The sequence below is a fragment of the Burkholderia sp. HMSC10F09 genome, assembly GCF_001806955.1.
Lineage (GTDB): Bacteria > Pseudomonadota > Gammaproteobacteria > Burkholderiales > Burkholderiaceae > Burkholderia > Burkholderia multivorans.
Map to the genome: position 1 here is coordinate 1 of NZ_KV786746.1, position 18331 is coordinate 18331.

18 protein-coding genes are annotated in these 18331 nt (G+C 69.7%); 5 read left to right on the forward strand and 13 right to left on the reverse strand.

The genetic code is table 11. The features are described 5' to 3' along the window. Positions 1–10: 10 nt before the first annotated feature. Together HMPREF3115_RS16505 and HMPREF3115_RS16510 are read right to left on the reverse strand one after the other, a co-directional pair. Positions 11–1213 carry an MFS transporter gene (locus HMPREF3115_RS16505; protein ID WP_070555186.1) on the reverse strand — a complete coding sequence of 401 codons (1203 nt, stop codon included), beginning with the start codon at positions 1211–1213 and terminating at the stop codon, positions 11–13. Further along, positions 1210–2400, reverse strand: a complete 1191-nt coding sequence (locus HMPREF3115_RS16510) for a serine hydrolase domain-containing protein (protein ID WP_070555189.1) — start codon at positions 2398–2400, stop codon at positions 1210–1212. The genes HMPREF3115_RS16505 and HMPREF3115_RS16510 overlap by 4 nt, the downstream gene beginning before the upstream one ends. Before the next feature lie 118 nt (positions 2401–2518). On the opposite strand from HMPREF3115_RS16510, the gene HMPREF3115_RS16515 reads away from it, so the two are divergent. Further along, complete coding sequence (locus HMPREF3115_RS16515; RefSeq protein ID WP_070555194.1) at positions 2519–3403, forward strand: LysR family transcriptional regulator; 885 nt, start codon at positions 2519–2521, stop codon at positions 3401–3403. A gap of 13 nt (positions 3404–3416) precedes the next feature. On the opposite strand, the gene HMPREF3115_RS16520 is transcribed toward HMPREF3115_RS16515, so the two are convergent. The 8 genes from HMPREF3115_RS16520 to HMPREF3115_RS16555 form a co-directional block, all read right to left on the reverse strand. Continuing rightward, positions 3417–4526, reverse strand: coding sequence for an ABC transporter ATP-binding protein (locus HMPREF3115_RS16520; protein WP_070555197.1), 1110 nt, complete (start codon positions 4524–4526; stop codon positions 3417–3419). A gap of 55 nt (positions 4527–4581) precedes the next feature. Further along, complete coding sequence (locus HMPREF3115_RS16525; RefSeq protein WP_371089498.1) at positions 4582–5325, reverse strand: HAD family hydrolase; 744 nt, start codon at positions 5323–5325, stop codon at positions 4582–4584. Further along, positions 5322–6173: a carbohydrate ABC transporter permease gene (locus HMPREF3115_RS16530; protein ID WP_006406463.1), complete on the reverse strand. Its 852-nt coding sequence runs from the start codon at positions 6171–6173 to the stop codon at positions 5322–5324. Before HMPREF3115_RS16530 ends, HMPREF3115_RS16525 begins: the two co-directional genes overlap by 4 nt. Beyond that, positions 6170–7117, reverse strand: coding sequence for a carbohydrate ABC transporter permease (locus HMPREF3115_RS16535; protein WP_070555199.1), 948 nt, complete (start codon positions 7115–7117; stop codon positions 6170–6172). The genes HMPREF3115_RS16530 and HMPREF3115_RS16535 overlap by 4 nt, the downstream gene beginning before the upstream one ends. 100 nt (positions 7118–7217) lie before the next feature. Next, the gene (locus tag HMPREF3115_RS16540) at positions 7218–8543 is read right to left on the reverse strand and encodes an ABC transporter substrate-binding protein (protein WP_070555200.1); all 1326 of its coding nucleotides are present in this window, start codon (positions 8541–8543) and stop codon (positions 7218–7220) included. A 62-nt stretch (positions 8544–8605) separates the two neighbouring features. After that, a complete protein-coding gene (locus tag HMPREF3115_RS16545; protein WP_070555202.1) occupies positions 8606–9955 on the reverse strand; it encodes a D-tagatose-bisphosphate aldolase, class II, non-catalytic subunit in 1350 nt (449 codons plus the stop codon). Next, a complete protein-coding gene (locus HMPREF3115_RS16550; protein WP_069220527.1) occupies positions 9943–10899 on the reverse strand; it encodes a sugar kinase in 957 nt (318 codons plus the stop codon). The genes HMPREF3115_RS16545 and HMPREF3115_RS16550 overlap by 13 nt, the downstream gene beginning before the upstream one ends. A gap of 93 nt (positions 10900–10992) precedes the next feature. Next, entirely contained in the window at positions 10993–11769 is a 777-nt protein-coding gene (locus HMPREF3115_RS16555; protein ID WP_070555204.1) for an L-iditol 2-dehydrogenase, read from the reverse strand. A 341-nt stretch (positions 11770–12110) separates the two neighbouring features. Between HMPREF3115_RS16555 and HMPREF3115_RS16560 the strand changes: the two genes are divergently transcribed. From HMPREF3115_RS16560 to HMPREF3115_RS16575, 4 genes are read left to right on the forward strand one after another with little or no spacing between them, the layout of a single operon-like run. Then, complete coding sequence (locus HMPREF3115_RS16560) at positions 12111–12572, forward strand: Fur family transcriptional regulator (RefSeq protein WP_006398440.1); 462 nt, start codon at positions 12111–12113, stop codon at positions 12570–12572. A gap of 45 nt (positions 12573–12617) precedes the next feature. Then, the gene (locus HMPREF3115_RS16565) at positions 12618–13559 is read left to right on the forward strand and encodes a metal ABC transporter solute-binding protein (protein WP_053296889.1); all 942 of its coding nucleotides are present in this window, start codon (positions 12618–12620) and stop codon (positions 13557–13559) included. Further along, positions 13556–14443, forward strand: coding sequence for an ABC transporter ATP-binding protein (locus tag HMPREF3115_RS16570; protein ID WP_069220528.1), 888 nt, complete (start codon positions 13556–13558; stop codon positions 14441–14443). The genes HMPREF3115_RS16565 and HMPREF3115_RS16570 overlap by 4 nt, the downstream gene beginning before the upstream one ends. Next, complete coding sequence (locus tag HMPREF3115_RS16575) at positions 14436–15218, forward strand: metal ABC transporter permease (RefSeq protein ID WP_006406471.1); 783 nt, start codon at positions 14436–14438, stop codon at positions 15216–15218. Before HMPREF3115_RS16570 ends, HMPREF3115_RS16575 begins: the two co-directional genes overlap by 8 nt. Before the next feature lie 149 nt (positions 15219–15367). Here HMPREF3115_RS16575 and fghA read toward each other — a convergent pair whose 3' ends face one another. The 3 genes from fghA to HMPREF3115_RS16590 all read right to left on the reverse strand — a co-directional run. After that, complete coding sequence (gene fghA / locus HMPREF3115_RS16580) at positions 15368–16216, reverse strand: S-formylglutathione hydrolase (RefSeq protein ID WP_070555207.1); 849 nt, start codon at positions 16214–16216, stop codon at positions 15368–15370. A 16-nt stretch (positions 16217–16232) separates the two neighbouring features. Then, entirely contained in the window at positions 16233–17339 is a 1107-nt protein-coding gene (locus HMPREF3115_RS16585; RefSeq protein WP_070555209.1) for an S-(hydroxymethyl)glutathione dehydrogenase/class III alcohol dehydrogenase, read from the reverse strand. 209 nt (positions 17340–17548) lie between these two features. Then, positions 17549–18331, reverse strand: a 783-nt coding sequence (locus HMPREF3115_RS16590) for an FGGY-family carbohydrate kinase (RefSeq protein WP_256276217.1), incomplete at its 5' end; no start/stop codon positions are given.

Sequence of the window (18331 nt, forward strand, 5' to 3'; positions counted from 1 at the left end):
CCCGCAGCCGTCATGCCGCGCGCTGCGCCGCCGCAAACGCATGCCCGCGCGCACGCCATGCGCCGAGCGCGGCTGCGCTCAGCAGCGCGACGAGCGCCCACGGAATCGGGCCGGCGCCCGCCGCGTCGAGCAGCATGCCGCCCGCGATGCCGCCGCCGGCGATCGCCAGATTCCAGACCGTGACGAGCATCGACTGCGCGACGTCGGCCGCGTCGCCCGCCGCCTGCGCGGCGGCCGTCTGGAACAGCGTCGGTGCGCCGCCGAACGCGATGCCCCACAGCGCGACGCCCGCATAGACGACCACCATCCCGGAGCCGGCGCCGAGCACCAGCGCCGCAAGCGCGAACAACGCGATGCTCGCGAACGTGAGCCGGCGCTGCGCGGCGCCGATCCATGCACCCGTCAGCGCGAGCCCGCCCAGCGACGCGACGCCGAACACGAACAGCACCGCATCGACCTGCGCGCCCATCCGTTCGCGCGCGAGAAACGGCGCGATGTACGTGTAGAGCATGTTGTGCGCGAGCACGTACGCGAACATCACCGTCAGCACGGCACGCACGCCCGGCATCTTCAGCACCGCGAGCACGGGCTCGCGCGAGCCGGCCGGCTGCCCCGGATAGTCGGGCAGGCGCAGCCGCACCCATCCGATCAGCGCGAGCGCCGCGAGCGTGATGCCCGCGAACGCGACGCGCCAGCCGACTGCCGCACCGAGCGCGGTGCCGGCCGGAATGCCGATCGACATCGCGACCGGCACGCCGAGCATTGCGACCGCGATCGCGCGGCCACGCAGGTGTTCGTCGACCATCCGGCTCGCGTAGCCCGCGAGCAGCGCCCACAGCAGCCCGGCGGCCATGCCGGCGACGAAGCGCGCGGCGAGCGTGAGCGCGTAGTACGGCGACACGGCCGTCAGCGCGTTCGACACGACGAAGCCGGCCAGCGCGGCGATCAGCAAGCGGCGGCGTGCGATCCCGCGCGTCGCGGCAACCAGTGGAATCGCGGCGACGATCGAGCCGAGCGCATAGACGGTCACGAGCTGGCCGATCAGTGCCTCGGTCACGCGCAGGTCCGCGCTCATCAGCGGCAACAGGCCGGCCGGCAGCGCTTCGGTCAGGACCGTGATGAAGCCGGCCGTCGCAAGCGCGAGCAGGTTCGCGACCGGCAGACGCACGCGGTCGCCGGCCGCCGTCGCGGACATCGATACGCATTCGCTCATGCCGCCCTCCCCGCGCCGTAGACCGCATCGCGCACGTCGGTGACGAATCGGCCGTGCGCGCCCTCGTACAGCGTGTTCGTCAGCGCGACGACCGTGAGCCCGGCCGCGCGATCGACGAACCACGCATGCCCGTACGCGCCGCCCCAGCGCCACGTGCCGACCGACTCCGGCGACTGCGCGGCGACGGGATCGCGCAGCACCGAAAAGCCGAGCCCGAAGCCGAAGCCGGGGGCGTCCGGCACGTCGTCCGCGCCCGGCTGGATGCGCGCCATCTCGTCGATCCATTCGGGCGCGAGCCAGCCGTCGCGGCCGGTGCGCAGCGCGTCGAGTAGCGCGACGCAGTCCGCCGCGCAGCCGATCATGCCGGCGCCGCCCGACGGCCATGCGTCGCGATCGAACGCGCGCGCCGGTTCGAAGCGGATGCCGACCGTACCGTCGCGCGGCGGTACGACCTCGACGGCCGCCATCCGACGCGGCGCGCCTGCCGTACTCACGTACGGTGTCGCCACGCGCGCGGCATCGGGCGCGACGAACGCGGTCGCGGTCATGCCGAGCGGTGTCGTGACGAGTTCGGCGATCGCCTCGGCGAGCGGCCTGCCGTGGACGGCCTCGATCAGCGCGCCGACCACGTCGGTCGCGAGCGAATAGCACCACGACGTACCGGGCGCGAATTGCAGCGGCACGCTCGCGATGCGCCGCACGTTCTCCGCGAGCGACACGGGCGTGCGATCCATGCCGTCGGATACGCCGGCTCGCGCATACGGGCCGTCGTCGTCGGGTTCGAGAAAGCGATAGCCGAGGCCCGCCGTATGCGACAGCAGATGCCGCAACGTGATGCGGGCCGGCGTGCCGTCGCGCAGCGTCGGCCGGAACGCGGGCAGCCAGCGCGCGACCGGTTCGTCGAGCGCGATGCGGCCGGCCGCGACGAGCCGCATCGCGGCGGCCGTCACGATCGGCTTCGTGACCGATGCGAGCCGGAACAGCGTGTCCTCGCGCATCGGCGTGCCGGCCTCGCGGTCGGCAAGGCCCGCCGCGCGCGTGTAGCGCAGCACGCCGCCGCGCGCGACCATTACGACCGCGCCGACGATCCGTTCGTCCGCGAGCGCGCGCTCGAGCGCGTCGTCGAGCCGCGCGTGCAGCGCGACGTCCGGCTCGCTGTCGCGGGCAATCACAGGCAGGGATGACATGGCAGTGACCTCGATGAATCAATGAACGAACGCTCATCGTAGGGAGCCGGCAAACGAAGAAAAACTGGGCTAGAGTTCCGGACAATCCGGACATCGACGTCCGCAATCGGGAATCTGCATGGAGAATCTGGGCGGCTTCTTCGTCTTCGTTCAAGTCGCGGAAACGCGCAGCTTCGTCGCGGCCGGCCGCGCGCTCGGGATCTCCGCGTCGGCGGTCGGCAAACGCATCGCGCGGCTCGAGGCGCGGCTCAACGTGCGGCTCTTTCATCGCAGCACGCGCAGCGTCACGCTGACGGCCGAAGGCGCGCGCTTTCTCGAACGATGCCGGCGCGTGATCGCCGAAATCGATGCGGCCGAGCGCGAGCTCACGCAAAGCGTCGAAGCGCCGCGCGGGCGGCTGCGCGTGAGCCTGCCGACGATCGGCACGCTGATGCTGCCGGTGCTCGCCGGCTTCATGAGCGCGTATCCGGAGATCGAACTGGATCTCGATTTCAGCGACCGGCTCGTCGATGTCGTCGACGAAGGCTTCGATGCGGTCGTGCGCACCGGTCGCCCGGCCGATTCGCGGCTCTCGTCGCGGCTGCTCGGCCATTTCCGCCAGCATCTGGTCGCGTCGCCCGATTACCTCGGACGGCACGGCACGCCGCGCACGCCGGCCGATCTCGCTCGCCATCGCTGCCTGCACTACCGGTTTCCGGCCACCGGCAAGCTCGAGATCTGGCCGCTGCGTGCATCGCGTTCGCACACGCCGCCGGACGTGCCCGTGTCGATGGTCAGCAACAACGCGGAAACGCGCCTCTGCTTCGCGTTGCGCGGGCTCGGCATCGCGTGCCTGCCCGAGTTCTTCGTGCGCGAGCCGATCGATGCCGGCACGCTGCGCACGGTGCTCGACGACTACGTCGCGAGCCGCACGCCGGTGTACGTGCTGTGGCCGTCAGGCCGCCATCCGACGCCGAAGCTGCGCGCGTTCGTCGACTACCTCGTCGAGCATCTGCAGCTGTGACGCGCGCCGCGCGTCAGGCCGCCTTCGCATGCACGCCGAGCCGGCGGAACGCGTGGCCCTGCTCGTCGAACAGATGGCAGTGCTCGGCGTCGGCGTGCATGTGCAGCACTTCACCCGTGCGGTACGTGTCGAGCGGCGGAATCCGCGCGATCAGCCCGTCCGGTGCGACCGGCGATTCCGCGTACAGATAGGCGGCGTCGCCGAGCGATTCGACCGTCATCGTCTTCGCGGCGACGCCGTCAGCCGCCGCGCCGACCTTCAGATGCTCCGGCCGCACGCCGACCGTCACCGGCGCGCCGCGCTGCACGCCGGTCGCGTCGACCGCGACGCGCTGCGTATCGCCGCTGTCGAAGCGCACGAGCACGCCGCCCGCATCGGCGGCCTCGACCGTGCCCTTCAGGAAATTCATTTTCGGCGAGCCGATGAAGCCCGCGACGAACAGGTTCGCCGGCGCGTGATACAGCGCGTTCGGCGTGCCGACCTGCTGCACCGCGCCGCCCGACAGCACGACGATCTTGTCCGCGAGCGTCATCGCCTCGACCTGATCGTGCGTCACGTAGATCATCGTCGTCTTCAGCTCGTCGTGCAGCCGCGCGAACTCGAGCCGCATCTTCACGCGCAGCGCGGCGTCGAGGTTCGAGAGCGGCTCGTCGAACAGGAACCCCTTCGGCTTGCGCGTGATCGCGCGGCCGATCGCGACGCGCTGCCGCTGCCCGCCCGACAGCTGCTTCGGCTTGCGGTCGAGCAGATGGTCGATGTGCAGGATCTTCGCGGCCTGCTTCACGGCCTGGTCGATCTCGGGCTTCTTCGCGCCCGCGAGCTTCAGCCCGAACGCCATGTTGTCGTACAGCGTCATGTGCGGATACAGCGCATACGACTGGAACACCATCGCGATCCCGCGCTTCGCGCTCGGCACGTCGTTGACCTTCACGCCGTCGATCAGCAGGTCGCCGCTCGAAATGTCCTCGAGCCCGGCGATCATCCGCATCAGCGTCGACTTGCCGCAGCCGCTCGGGCCGACGAACACGACGAATTCGCCGTTGGCGATGTCGAGATTCACGTTGCGCAGCACTTCGTTGTCGTCGTAGCGCTTCGCGATATTGCGCAGGAGCACGCTTGCCATGGTCTGTCTCCGTTTCGTTCGTGATGCGCCGCGCAGAAACGCAGCGCGATCGTTGCTAGTTCGGCAGCACCGCGCCCGTCGCCTGCCAGCGCGCGACGTAGCCGGGCAGCTCGTGCATGTCGTCGAATACGTGGCGTGCGCCGATGCCGCGCAGCGCGTCGCTCTGCGCGGCCGGCGCATGCCCGCCGCCGACGAACGCGAGCACCGTCATGCCGGCCGCGGCGGCCGCGGTGATCCCGGTCGAGCTGTCCTCGACGACGAGGCACTGCGCGGGCGCGACACCGAGCGCGTGCGCGGCCGCGAGATAGACGTCGGGCGCGGGCTTCGGCCGCGCGACCGCATCCGCGCAGAACAGCCGGTCGCCGAAGAAGCGCGCGAGGCCCGTGCGCGCGAGCGCCGCTTCGACGTAGCCGCGATAGCTATTGCTCGCGCAGGCCTTCGGCAGCTCGATCGCCGCGAGCGCCGCGTCGATGCCGTCGACCATCGGCGCATGCACGGCCGCCGCTTCGACGGCGCGGCGAATCGCGTCGACGTCGTCCGCCGACAGCGTGCGGCCGACCGCTTCGCTCGCGCCGGCCAGCACGCGCTCGATGCGCAGCCCGAGCAGCGGCATCACGGCCGGCCGCGCATCGACGCCCGGCCAGCGCGCCTCGAGCTCGCGTACGAGCACGTCGGCGGCGACGGCCTCGCTGTCGATCAGCACGCCGTCGCAGTCGCAGATCAGCACGCTTGCGCGTTCGTCGGCCAGGCCGCTGCCGGCCGCGCCTCTGCCGGCCGCACCTCTGCCGGCCGCGCTCACTTGACCGCTCCGAACGTGAGCCCGCGCACCAGCTGCTTCTGCGAGATCCAGCCGACGATCAGGATCGGCGCGACCGCGAGCAGCGATGCCGCGGACAGCTTCGCCCAGAACAGGCCCTCGGGGCTCGAGTACGACGCGATGAATACCGTCAGCGGCGCCGCATTCGAGCTCGACAGGTTGATGCTCCAGAACGCCTCGTTCCACGACAGGATCACGAGCAGCAGCGCGGTCGACGCCAGCCCGGGCAGCGCCATCGGCATCAGCAGATAGACGATCTCCTGCCAGGTCGACGCGCCGTCGATGCGCCCCGCTTCGAGAATGTCCTTCGGAATCTCGTTGAAGTACGTGAAGGTCATCCACACGGCGATCGGCAGATTGATCAGCGTGTAGACGATCACGAGGCCCGACACCGTGTCGAGCAGCCCCGCGTTCTTCCAGAGCAGATAGATCGGCACGAGCACGCCGACCGACGGCATCATCTTCGTCGACAGCATCCAGAGCAGCACCTTCTGCGTGCGGCGGTTCGGAAAGAACGCCATCGCGTACGCGGCCGGCACCGCGAACAGCAGGCTGATCAGCGTGACGCCGGCCGAGATCAGCACCGAGTTCCACGCGAACGCGAAGTAGTTGCTGCGCGCGAACACCTCGCGGAAGCTGTCGAGCGTCGGCACGAAGAACAGCGTCGACGCATAGGCCTGCTGCTCGGTCTTGAACGCGGTGATCGCCATCCAGAAGATCGGGAAGAACAGCAGCAGCGCGATCAGCCACGCGAGCGTGCCGGGCAGCGCGCGCCGCACGAGGTCGAACACGGCGGGTGCGCGCCGGTTTTCGAAAGTCAGGTCGCTCATTTCTCGTACTCCCCCTTCAGGTTGCGCGCGAGCATCCGCACCAGGAAGAACGACACGACGTTCGCGACCACCACGGCGATGATCCCGCCCGCGGACGCGAGGCCGACGTCGAACTGCTGCAGGCCGAGCGCATAGATCAGGTACGACAGGTTGGTGGTCGCGTTGCCGGGGCCGCCGCCCGTCGTCGTATAGATCTCCGCGAAGATCGACAGCAGGAAGATCGTCTCCATCATCACCACCACCGCGATCGCGCGCTTCAGGTGCGGCAGCGTGATGTAGAAGAACATCGCGATCGGCCCCGCGCCGTCGATGCGCGCGGCTTCCTTCTGCTCCTGGTCGAGCGACTGGATCGCGGTGAACAGGATCAGGAACGCGAACGGCAGCCACTGCCACGCGACGATCATGATCACCGCGGTGAGCGGATAGTCGGCGAACCAGTCGATCGGCGTCATGCCGAGCGCGCGCATCGCGTTCGCGACGAGCCCGTACACGGGATGCAGGATCATGTTCTTCCAGATCAGCGCGGACACCGTCGGCATCACGAAGAACGGCGCGATCGCGAGCAGCCGCGCGACGCCCTGCCCGTAGAACTTGCGGTCGAACAGCACGGCCATCAGCACGCCGCCGATCACCGTGATCGCGAGCACCGCGCCGATCAGCACCAGCGTGTGCCAGATCGCCGGCAGGAACGACGGATCGGTCGCGAGGAAGCGGTAGTTGTCGAACCCGGCGAAGCCCTTCACGTCGGGGTTCAGCAGGTTGTAGCGCGAGAACGAATACCAGATCGTCATCGCGAGCGGAATCGACATCCACAGCAGCAGCACCGCGACGGACGGCGACACGAGCCAGCGCGCGCCGCCGCCGGCACGGCGCGCCGCGCCGGGCGACGACGACGCGTCGCCGACCGACGACGCGTGATTCAGGGGAAGACGCAAATGACGCATGATCGGAGTCCCTCCGGTTGAGACGCGGGCGCGAACGGCCGGCCCGCGTTGCCGCTTCGGCGAGGCGCGCCGCACGCATTCGCGCACGGCGCGCGTCGCGTTACTTCCTGTAGCCGGCCTGCCGCACGGCGCGGTCCGCGGCGGCCTGCCCGGCGGCGAGCGCCTGGTCGACCGTCATCTGCCCCGCGACCGCGCCGGCGATCGCCTGGCCGACCACGGTGCCGAACGACTGGAACTCGGGAATCCCGACGTACTGGACGCCCGTGTACGGCACCTTCTTCAGCGACGGATCGTTCGGATCGGCCGTCTCGATTGCCTTCAGCACGAAATCGGAGAACGGCGCGGCGGCCTTGTATTCGGCGCGCTGATAGGTCGACGCGCGCGTGCCCGGCGGCACCGACGCCCAGCCCTCGTCCTTGCCGACCATCTCGATGTACTGCTTCGACGTCGCCCACGCGACGAACTTGCGCGCGGCGTCCTGCTGCTTCGACGTCTTCGGGATCGCGAGCGCCCACGCCCACAGCCAGTGCGAGCCCTTCGGCGTGACGGCGACCGGCGCGGCCGCGAAGCCGATCTTGTCGGCGACCTGCGACTGCTGCTTGTTGTACAGCATGCCGGCCGCGACCGTCGCGTCGATCCACATCGCGCACTTGCCGGACGCGGTCAGCGTCAGGTTCTCGTTGAAGCCGTTCGAGCTCGCCCCCGGCGGGCCGTCCTTCTTCAGCAGGTTCACGTAGAACGTGATGGCCTTCTTCCATTCCGGCGAGTTGATCTGCGCGTTCCACTTCTCGTCGAACCAGCGGCCGCCGAACGTGTTCACGACGGTCGACACGTAGGCCATGTTCTCGCCCCAGCCGGCCTTGCCGCGCAGGCAGATCCCGTAGATGCCCTTCGACTTGTCGGTCAGCTTGTCCGCGAATTCGGCGATCTGGTCGTAGGTCGGCTGGTCGGGCATCTTCAGCCCTTTCGCCGCGAACAGGTCCTTGCGGTAGAACGTCATCGAGCTCTCGACGTAGAACGGCAGCGCATACAGCTGGCCGTTGTACGACAGGCTGTCGCGCGCCGTCTTCACGATGTCGTTCAGGTCGTAGTCGGCCGGCAGCCCGGTGAGCGGCGCGAGCCAGCCGCGCTTGCCCCACTGCGGCGTCTCGTAGGTGCCGATCGCCATCACGTCGAACTGCCCGCTGCCGGTCGTGATGTCGGTCGTCGCGCGCTGGCGCAGCACGTTCTCCTCGAGGATCACCCAGTTCAGCTTGATGTCCGGGTTCGCCTTCTCGAAGGCCGGCGACAGCTTCTTCAACTCGATCATGTCGGGGTTGTTCAGCGTCGCGATCGTCAGCGTGCCGGCGGACGCGGCGCATGCGGCCGTCGCGAGCGCGGCGCCGGCGAAACGGCGTACGGCGGCGGCAAGCATCTTTCGTTGCATGGCATGTCTCCTTATGTCTGTGATTATCGAGGTCGGTGTTGCGTCGCTTCCTTCACGGCCCGTCACGCCGGCCGCTGCATCCCGCACGCGCGCGCATAGTGCGCGATCACGTCGCGTATCCGGTGGCGCACCCACGCGCGCGGCTCCTGTGCAAGCGCGCCCGCGCGGCATGCCGCGTAGACGTCCGGCAGCCATTGCGCGACGAGCGTCTCCGGCACCGGCTGCCGCGCGAGATTGCCGAACAGCCGCTCGACCGCCGCGGCAACGGTCGGCTGCAGCCAGTAGTAGCGGATGCGGTCGCTGTAGCTGAACTGGCGCGCCAGGCGCTGCTCCGCTTCGTCGCCACGGTAGTACGGCGCCCAGTGCTCGGGCTGCGCGCGCATCGCGTCGTCGACGACGTCGCGCAGGCGCGAGCGCTGCGCCGCGTCGTCGATCAGCGCGTCCTCGATGAAGCTCAGCGCGAACAGCGCCTCGCGCAGCGCGAACGTCAGCGCCGGCCCGACCTTCAGGATCGCGAAGTGGTCGCGCACGAGCGCCGCGAGCGCATGCTCGGTCTGGTAGTCGGTCGAGTGCGCCTCGAACACGAGGCGCGGCGTGCGCAGGATGCTCGCGGCGAGCGATGCGGCCTTCGCGCTGTCGTAGTCGAGCACGCGGCGATCGTCGAAGTCGACGCCCGGCTGCGCGACGATCGCGACGACGCGCATCCACGCATCGTCGAGACCGGCCGCGGCGAAGGCCGCGCGATGCGCGTCGAGCGTCGCGGCCACGCTGTCCGCACGCGTGACCGCGATGCGTGCGATCGCGTCGCCGCCCGATTCGCCGCCGGGCGTCGGCACCTCGGTGCCGATCACGTAGACGGGGGCGACGCCCGCCCGCGCGCCGGCTTCTTCGGCCGCGCGGCACAGCTGCGCGGCGCGCGCGGCGATCGTGCGATCGTCGAGCGACGGCGGATCGTCCGCGCACGGCATGCTCGCGTCGAGATGGATCTTTTCGAATCCGGCCTCGACGTACGCGGCGACCATCGTGGCGGCCTCGCGCATCGCATCGGCCGCGCGCCGATGCCGCCACGGGTTCGGGCCCAGATGATCGCCGCCGAGCACGAGCGCCGACGGCGCGAGCCCGCACTGTGCGGCGATCGCGTCGACGTCGCGGCGGAACTCCGCAGGCGTCATGCCCGTGTAGCCGCCGACGTGGTTCACCTGGTTGCAGGTTGCTTCGATCAGCAGCGGCGAGCCGTCCGCGCGCGCGGCCTCGCACGCGGCTTCGAGCACGAGACGATGCGCGCTGCAGACCGCATAGATGCCGCGCTGCGCATCCGCGCGGTTCGCATCGAAGATCATGCGCAGCACGGCCTGCGCGTGCGCGGCGTGCGCGGCGTGCGCGCGTTCGACGGTCGTCGTCATACCGGACATCCGACACCCCGCTCGGTCAGAAAACGCGCGATCTCGGCCGCGTTGCTGTTGCCTTCCATCGGCCCGCGCCGCGTGACGGCGATTGCGCCGGCCGCGTTCGCGCGCCGCAGCGCCGCATCGAGCGCCAGGCCGGCGACGAGGCTTGCGACCAGCGTGCCGCCGAAGCAGTCGCCGGCGCCGGTCGGATCGACTTCGTCGACCGCGTACGCCGGCGCCTCGACGCGATGCGCGCGCTCGAACGCGACGCTGCCGGCCGCGCCGCGCTTGAGCACGACGCGCTCGAGCAGCGGATGCGTCGCGAGCAATGCGGCGATCGCGCGTTCGGGCGGCTGCGGGCCGCAAAAGAACGGCAGATCGGCTTCGCTCGGCAGGAACAGATGGCATGCGGCCAGCATCTCGTCGAGCGCCGCGCGCATCGGCCGGAAACTCAGCATCTCGGGCCGCACGTTCGGATCGAACGACACCTTCGCGCCCACGCGCGCGGCCTCGATCACGCCGCGCCGCACGGCCGCGATCGCCGATTCGCCGGTCAGCGACGAGCCCATCACATGAAAGTAGCGGCAGCCGTCGAACATCGACGTGTCGACGTCGGACGCATCGAGGCACGCGGCCGCGCTCGTCGACAGCGTATAGACGAAGCTGCGCGAGCCGTCGTCGCGATACGCGACGAACGCGGTGCCGGTCGGACGCGCGACGCGGCGGATGCGCGCGACGTCGACACCGTCGTGCGCGAGCCGCGCGACGATCGCGTCGCCGAAGGCGTCGCGCCCGACGCAGCCCGCGTAGGCGACGCGTGCACCGAGGCGCGCGGCCTGATCGGCGAAGATGGCGGGCGCGCCGCTCGGGAACGGCCCGGCGAACAGCCCCGGCGTATCGAACGACCGACCGCGCTCGGTGGCGACGAATTCGGCGAGCAGTTCTCCCGCGACGACGATCTCGGCCATCATCCGCGCCCTCGTGCGGCGACGCGCGCGCACGGCGCGCTGCGCGGATGTTCGGCAGCAGGCCGGCGGACGGCGCAGGCGAGCGGCTTCATGTCAGCTCATCCAGTTGCCGCCGTCGACGTTCAGCGTCTGGGCGGTGATGTAGTCGGCATCGGCCGACGCGAGAAACAGCGCGGCGCCGGTCAGATCGGCCGGCACGCCCATGCGGCCGAGCGGCACCGCCTCGCCGACGAGCCGCTTCTTTTCGCCGAGCGGCCGGTTCTCGTAGCGCGCGAACAGTGCGTCGACCTGCTCCCACATCGGCGTGTCGACGACGCCAGGCGCGATGCCGTTGACGTTGATCCGGTGCGGCGCCAGTGCGAGCGCGGCCGACTGCGTATAGCTGATCACGGCCGCCTTCGTCGCGCAGTAGTGCGAGACGAGCGCCTCGCCGCGACGGCCGGCCTGCGACGACATGTTGACGATCTTGCCGCCGCGCCCCTGCTCGACCATCCGCTGCGCGACCGCCTGCATCAGGAAGAACATGCCCTTCACGTTGACCGCGAACAGCCGGTCGAACACGTCCCACGATTCGTCGAGGAGCGGGCGCATGTCGAACAGCGCCGCGTTGTTGAACAGGATGTCGACGCCGCCGAACCGCTCGACCGCGGTCGCGACGATGCGCTCGATGTCGTCGCGGCGCGTGACGTCCGCGGTGACGGCCGCCGCGCGGCCGGGATGCGCTTCGATGAGCCGCGCGAGCGAGCCGTCGGCCGGTTTCACGTCGACGAGCACGCAGCGCGCGCCTTCGTCCAGATAGCGTTGCGCGACCGCTTCGCCGATGCCGCTGGCGGCGCCCGTCAGGATCGCGACCTTGTCTTCCAGTCTCACGGGTTGTCTCCGGTTCGTTCTGCTGTACGACGGCCGCGAAGTGAGCGAACGCTCGCGACCCGAACAATTGCTCTGTTAGTGGTCGAATGATCGGATACGCGATTCGCGCTGTCAAGGCGGAACGACAGCTTTCGATGATGCGCCGCCGCACGGCGGTGTGCGGCCGCGGTACGGCGATGGAGGCGGGATAACGCGGGTGACGCGTCGATGCGGTGCGGCGGGCGTGACGGAAACGACGCCGGATGGCGCGCGGAAGCAGAAACGGGGCGGAAATCGGCGCTGCACGGCGGCGCGATACGTTATATCATCGCCATACTCAGTTTCATCGCCTGCTTGATGCCATGGCTACCTCCTCCTCCCTCGCCGCCCGGCTGTCCCGGGCCGACGCATTCGCCGCCGAGCACGGGCTCGCCTGGACGCCGCTGCGCCGCCAGGTCTACGAGCGCGTGCTCGCCGCGCAGCGTCCGATCGGCGCATACGATCTGCTCGCCGAACTCGAGCCGACGCGCGGCCGCGTGCCGCCCACGACCGTCTACCGCGCGCTCGACTTCCTCGTCGAGCACGGCTTCATCCATCGCATCGAGTCGAAAAACGCGTTCTTCGCGTGCTGCGAAATCGGCGTGCCGCACGAAGGCCAGTTCCTGATCTGCGACGCGTGCGGCGACACCGTCGAGATTCCCGGCGGCGAGCTCGCGAAGCAGCTGTCGTCGACCGAGCCCGCGCACGGTTTCGAGGTTCATCACCAGGTCGTCGAGCTGAGCGGCCTGTGCGGCCACTGCAAGCGCAAGCCCGCCCAGCGCTGACGTCGATCGCGCGGCGCATGCGCCGCCCTTCCAACGAGGAGTTCCATGTCTATTGCCCTGAAGCGCGCGCCGCTGCGCGCCCTGTCGCCCGTTCGTCGTTCCCCCGCGTCGCGCGCGCTGCGCTGGCTCGCCGCCGGCGTCGCCGCGCTGTCGCTCGCGGCGCCCGCGCTCGCGCAGGCCGCGCCCGTCAATGTCGTCGCCGCGGAGAATTTCTACGGCGACGTCGTCACGCAGATCGGCGGCAGCCACGTCGCGGTCACGAGCATCCTCAGCAATCCCGATCAGGATCCGCACCTGTTCGAGGCAAGCCCGAAGACGGCCCGCGCGCTGCAGCACGCGCAGCTCGTGATCTACAACGGCGCCGCCTACGATCCGTGGATGGGCAAGCTGCTCGGCGCATCGAAACAAGCGAAGCGCGCGACGATCGTCGTCGCCGACCTGGTCGGCAAGAAGGCCGGCGACAACCCGCACCTCTGGTACGACCCGGCGACGATGCCGGCCGCCGCGCGCGCGATCGCGGCCGAGCTCGGCCGCGCCGATCCGGCCAACAAGGCCGACTACGACGCGAACCTGCAGAAGTTCATCGCATCGCTGAAGTCCGTCGACGACAAGATCGCCGCGCTGCGCGCGCAGTACAAGGGCGTGCCCGTGACGGCCACCGAGCCCGTGTTCGGCTACATGGCCGACGCGATCGGCCTCGAGATGCGCAACCAGCGCTTTCAGCTCGCGACGATGAACGACACCGAGGCGAGCGCACAGGACGTCGCCGCATTCGAGAAGGATCTGCGCGACAAGCGCGTTCGCGTGCTGATCTACAACAGCCAGGCCGAGGAAGCGATGACCAAGCGGATGCTGAAGATCGCGCACGACAGCGGCGTGCCGACGGTCAGCGTCACCGAGACGCAGCCGGCCGGCAAGACCTTCCAGCAATGGATGGCCGCGCAGCTCGACGCGCTCGGCCATGCGCTTTCCACCGGCAAGCCATGACACCGAACCCCCACGCACTCGCGCTCGATCGCGTCACGCTCGAACTGGGCGGACGCACGATCCTGCGCGATGTCAGCTTCTCGATCGAACCGGGCGAATTCGTCGGCGTGCTCGGGCCGAACGGCGCGGGCAAGACGACGCTGATGCGCGCCGTGCTCGGGCTCGTGCCCGTCGCCGGCGGCACGCTGTCGGTCGGCGGCCTGCCGGTCGCGCGCGGCAACGCGTCGATCGGCTATATGCCGCAGATCCGCAGCGGCCTCGCGAACCGCCGGATGCGCGGCTACGACTTCGTCGCGATGGCCGCCGACGGTCATCGCTGGGGGCTGCCGCACACGAGCGCCGCGACGCGGCGCGACGTCGACCGCGTGCTCGATCTCGTCGGCGGCCGCGCGCTGTCGCACCGGCCGCTGTCGGAACTGTCGGGCGGCGAGCGCCAGCGCCTGCTGCTCGCGCAATGCCTGCTCGGCAATCCGAAGCTGCTGCTCCTCGACGAGCCGCTGATCAGCCTCGATCCGAACCACCAGCGCGGCGTCGTCGAACTCGTGCGCAAGGTCCAGCGCGAGCTCGGCATCACCGTGCTGTTCTCTGCGCACGAACTGAACCCGCTGCTCAACGCGCTCGACCGCGTGCTGTATCTCGGCAACGGCGTCGCGGCGCTCGGCACCGTCGACGAGGTGATCACGAAGCCCGTGCTGTCCCGCCTCTACGGATCGCCGATCGACGTGATGCGCGTGAACGGCAAGATCTTCGTGATGTCGGGCGACGTCGAGATCGAGAAGCACGACCACGAACACGAGGACGACGGCGGCCATGCGCACGGCAGCGGCCACGCTCATCACGCTCATCACGGACACGCGCACCCCGGGCATTCGCACGATGTTTGAATACGATTTCATGATCAACGCCTTCGCGGCGTCGGGGATCGTCGCGGTGCTCGCGGGCATCGTCGGCTACTTCCTGGTGCTGCGCGGGCAGACCTTCGCCGGCCACGCGCTGTCGCACGTCGGCTTCACCGGCGCGACGGGCGCCGTGCTGTTCGGCATCTCGCCGATCTGGGGCATGGTCGGCTTCACGCTCGCGACCGGCATCGCGATGGGCGCGCTCGGCGAGCGGCTCGCGGGCCGCGACGTCGCAATCGGCGTGATCCTGTCGGGTGCGCTCGGCTTCGGCCTGCTGTTCCTGCATTTCTACACGTCGTTCGCGACGCAGGTCACGGCGCTGCTGTTCGGCAACGTGCTCGCGGTCAGCCACGACACGCTCGCCGTGCTCGCCGGCATCGGCGCGGTGAGCCTCGTCGCGCTCGCCCTGATCGCGCGGCCGCTGCTGTTCGCGTCGCTGCAGCCGGAGCTGGCCGAAGCGAAGGGCGTGTCGCTGCGCACGGTGTCGGTGCTGTTCCTTGCGGTGTGCGCGCTCGCGGTCGCTGCCGCGACGCAGATCGTCGGCGTGCTGCTCGTGTTCACGCTGCTCGTCGGCCCGGCCGCCGCCGCGCAAAACGTGTCGACGCGCCTGTCGACCGGCGTGCTGCTCGCCGCGCTCTTCGCGCTGCTCGAAGCGTGGCTCGGCATCGTGCTCGCGTATCACACCGACTGGCCGACGAGCTTCTGGATCACCGCGCTGTCGGGGCTCGTGTACGGCGCGAGCCTGTTGCGGCGGCGCTGAACTGCACCGGCCTGCGTGGCGGCGGCCCGTCGAGGCAAACAAACAAAAAACGCCGGCATGCCCGAAGGCAGTGCCGGCGTTTTTTTATCGGCGCCGCGTCGCGCGACGCGACGTGCCACGTACGTGACACGTACGTGACACGCCGCGGCTCAGCGCATCAGCACACGTGCGTGATGCGCGATGTGATCGGCGATGAACGTGGAGATGAAGTAATACCCGTGGTCGTAGCCGGGATGGCGGCGCAGCGTCAGCGGCTGGCCGGCCTTCGCGCACGCGGCTTCGAATACGTCGGGGTTCAGCTGGTTCGCGAGGAACTGATCGGCGAGGCCCTGGTCGACGAGGATGCCGTCCGCGAATTTCGGCGCATCCGCACGCGCGACGAGCTCGCTCGCGTCGTGCTGCTTCCACGCTTCGCGATCCGCGCCGAGGTAGCCCGAGAACGCCTTCTCGCCCCACGGGCAGCGCGTCGGCGACGCGATCGGCGCGAACGCCGACACCGACCGGTACAGGTCCGGATGACGCAGCGCGAGCGTCAGCGCGCCGTGCCCGCCCATCGAGTGGCCGAAGATGCCGAGCCGCGCGCCGTCGATCGGCAGCTCGGCCGTGACGATCTCGCGCAGCTCGCGCGTCACGTAGGTCTCCATCCGGTAATGCGTGGACCACGGCGCTTCGGTCGCATCGACGTAGAAGCCTGCGCCGACGCCGAAATCCCACGCATCGGCTTCGCCCGGCACGCCCGCACCGCGCGGGCTCGTGTCGGGTGCGACGAGCGCGAGACCGTGCTGCGCCGCATACTGCTGCGCGCCGGCCTTGATCGCGAACGTCTCCTCCGTGCAGGTGAGCCCGGCGAGATAGAACAGCGCCGGCACGCGACCGTGTGCGGCCTGCGGCGGCAAATAGACGGAGAACTTCATCGGCAGGCCGATCGTCGTCGAATCGTGACGATAGAAGCGCTGCTCGCCGCCGTGGCACGCATGCGATGAAACGAGTTCGAGCATGGTCTCGCTCCGTCGGTCAGTACAGCACGACCGAGCGGATCGACTCGCCCTTCTTCATCAGGTCGAAGCCTTCGTTGATCCGCTCGAGCGGCAGCGTGTGCGTGATCAGGTCGTCGATGTTGATCTTGCCTTCCATGTACCAGTCGACGATCTTCGGCACGTCGGTGCGGCCGCGCGCGCCGCCGAACGCGGAGCCCTTCCATTCGCGGCCCGTCACGAGCTGGAACGGACGCGTACTGATCTCTTCGCCGGCCGCGGCCACGCCGATGATGAACGACTGGCCCCAGCCCTTGTGCGTGCACTCGAGCGCCTGGCGCATCAGCTTCACGTTGCCGACGCATTCGAACGAGTAGTCGGCGCCGCCGTCGGTCAGCTGCACGATATGGTCGACGACGTTCTCGACTTCGTTCGGGTTGATGAAATGCGTCATGCCGAACTTCTTCGCGAGCTCGACGCGCTTCGGATTGATGTCGACGCCGATGATCTTGTCCGCGCCGACCATCTTCGCACCCTGGATCACGTTCAGCCCGATCCCGCCGAGACCGAACACGACGACGTTCGCGCCGGCCTCGACCTTCGCCGAGTAGACCACCGCGCCGACGCCCGTCGTCACGCCGCAGCCGATGTAGCAGATCTTGTCGAACGGCGCATCCTCGCGCACCTTCGCCACCGCGATCTCCGGCACGACGATGTAGTTCGAGAACGTCGAGGTGCCCATGTAGTGGAACAGCGGCTTGCCGTCGAGCGAGAAGCGCGAGGTCGCGTCGGGCATCAGGCCCTTGCCCTGCGTCGCGCGGATCTTCTGGCACAGGTTGGTCTTGCGCGACAGGCAGAACTTGCACTCGCGGCATTCGGGCGTGTAGAGCGGAATCACGTGATCGCCCTTGCGCACCGTGCCGACGCCCGGCCCGACGTCGACGACGACGCCCGCGCCTTCATGGCCGAGGATCGCCGGGAAGATGCCTTCCGGATCGGCGCCCGACAGCGTGTAGTAGTCGGTGTGGCAGATGCCGGTCGCCTTCACCTCGATCAGCACTTCGCCCGCGCGCGGGCCTTCGAGATCGACTTCCTCGATCGTCAGCGGCGCGCCCGCCTTCCATGAAATCGCTGCTTTCGTCTTCATCGTGTGACTCCTTGTTGAATGTCGGTCCGGCGCGGCGCGGCGCCGCGTCGACTCCGGTTCCATTCCGCGCCGCGCGGCATCGCGCGCCGGCCTGCGGAAAAATCGGGTGCTCGCCATGATCGCGCGTCGCGGCGCGCCGTGCGTGCGCTAATCAGTCGCCGGCTTGCCACGATGCGTCATCGGTGGCGCAAAACGACAAGTGCCCGAGTTTAAACGCCCGTCGCGAACCACGCATCGGTGCGCGCATACAGGTCGACGAAGCGCGCGTGCCGCGCGGCGAGCGCGCGATCGTCGCGCGGCGCGGCAACCGGCGACGCGGCCGGTGCGAGCGCGGGCAATGCCGATTCGCTCCAGTGGCCGATCGCGAGACCCGCGAGCAGCGCGGCGCCGCGCGTCGCCGCATTCGGACATTCGAGCGCGTGGAGCGACGCGCCGAGCGCATCGGCGAGCAGCTGCCGCCAGCGCGGATCGACGGAGCCGCCGCCGGCGACGCGCAACGACGCGACGGGATCGTCACGGTTCGCATCGCGGATCGCGTCGAGCCCTGCGCGCAGCGCGAACGCGACGCCATCGAATGCGGCACGCATCATCGCGCCACGCGTGTCGCCGAGCGCGAGGCCGAGCCAGCCGCCGCGCGCATCGGGATTCATCCACGGCGAGCGCTCGCCGGTCAGATACGGCAGGAAGCAGAGCCGCTCGGACGGCGGCTGCGCGAACGCGTCGTCGTAGGCGGCGGCCCAGTCGGGATAGCCAAGCCAGCCGCGCACCGCTTCGAGCGCGAGTCCCACGTTCTGCATCGCCGCCATCGTGTAATAGCCACCGCCTGCCGCCGCACGATAGCGATGCAGCCCGCGCCGCGCAGGCGGCAACGCGTCGGCAAGCACGACGATCTGGCCGCCGCTGCCCGTCGTCAGCAACGCGTCGCCGGACGCGACGAGCCCGCTGCCGAGCGCCGCGCACGCGGTATCGCCGGCGCCGGCCGCGAGCGGCAC